General features: G+C 69.7%; 1 protein-coding gene. It reads right to left on the bottom strand.

What is annotated here, in order from left to right; all coding sequences use genetic code 11:
• Positions 1-69 precede the first annotated feature (69 nt).
• Entirely contained in the window at positions 70-1,368 is a 1,299-nt protein-coding gene (locus ACLB9X_RS34350; protein ID WP_410364335.1) for an IS1380 family transposase, read from the bottom strand.
• Positions 1,369-1,422: the final 54 nt, after the last annotated feature.

The raw sequence follows: 1,422 nt of genomic DNA, 5'->3' as shown, positions 1-1,422 counted from the left end.
AGGGCGTGCGGAACCTGCCGGTCTGCCGGCCTCTCCGGGTTCCTGGTCGTAGGGACGGTGGCAGTGGGGTCAGCCGTGTCGTGGCAGTGCGGTGATGGCCGTGAGGGCGTCGGTGAACGCTGTGGCCCAGGGCCATCGGGCAGGGAGTCGCAGGTGAAGGCGTCGGGCTGTGTGGACGAGTCGGCCCGGGACGGTGAACAGGGTGCGTTGGAGGGTGGCGGCGGTGGCCCGGGTCAGGTCGTGGCCGGCGAGGATGCCGACCGCGCGGCCGAGGTTGTGGGCCATGGCTGCCAGTGCGAGCCAGGCCGCGTTGGCGGTGAATCGGCCTGAGGGCAGGTGGGCCAGGCCGGCGGACTTCAGCTCGGCGATGGTTTTCTCGACCACGGCATGCCGGCGGTGGTCGGCCTCGAGCTCGAGGAGGTCGCCGGTGCGGTCGGTGACGAACGCGTGGTGGTCGTAGGCGGTGAACAGAGCCAGCTGGGAGCCGGGGGTGGGACGGACCCGGCGCACGATCAGCCGCACTGTGAGGGGTGTCTTGGTGTGCGCGAAGCAGGTGTAGGAAGTCTCGGCGACGTCCGCTCCGGAGACCTCGGGGGTGGACAGCCAGTACGGGATCGGCGTCCATGCCTCGTCGGGGATGGCCGCGATCGCGGCCTTGATCTTCGGATCCTGGCGGACGGTGATGGAGAAGTGCACGTCCAGCTTGCGGGCGGTCAGCAGTACGTCCTTGGAGTAGAACGCGGAGTCGGCGCGGACGGTCAGCTGCCCGGATGCTCCGGCGTGGCGGGTGCGGCTGACGGTCTCGGTCAGGAACGATTTCGCGCCGCGGGCGGCACCGGCGTTTCCGCCCCGCAGGCGGGAGAAGAGGACCTGCCCGCTTTGGGCCAGGGTGGCCAGTTGCGGGTGGTAGCCGCGGGTCTTGGTGTAGCCGAAGGCGGCGCCCTGCTTGGCCCGTCCGTAGACCGGAACGATGGTGGAGTCCAGATCGATGGTCAAAGGGCCGGCCAGGTCGGCGGGGCCGCCGCCTGCGGCCCACAGGCGCTTGAGGAGTTCACGGGAGACGGCGTCGAGTTGGCGGATGTTGTGCCAGCGGAAGGACCGCAGCCAAGTGCCCACGGTGGAAGGGGCGCGGGTGGCGTTGAAGACCTCACCAGCCGCACCTGCTCGCAGCAGAGCGGTGTCGTCGATCGAGTCGCCCCCACCCAGCATCGCCCCGATCACCGTCAGCGCCTTCGCCCCGCCATGTGCTCCGTGGGACTGCAAGTGCACACGGCTCTCGACAAGTTCTGCCAGGCCGGTCCGCTGGGCAAGAAGAGCCGGTGCAAGCAGACCGGCGCACGGCACGAGGTTCGGCTCGTCGAAACGCACCGGAACCCGGCCCAGATCATGAGAAGCTCGCACTCGTCAGATGCCCTCTCGACG

Source organism: Streptomyces sp. 5K101, assembly GCF_046506645.1.
Lineage (GTDB): Bacteria > Actinomycetota > Actinomycetes > Streptomycetales > Streptomycetaceae > Streptomyces.
Note: the sequence above shows the minus strand (reverse complement) of the source record. Positions and strands in the feature narration are given on the sequence as shown.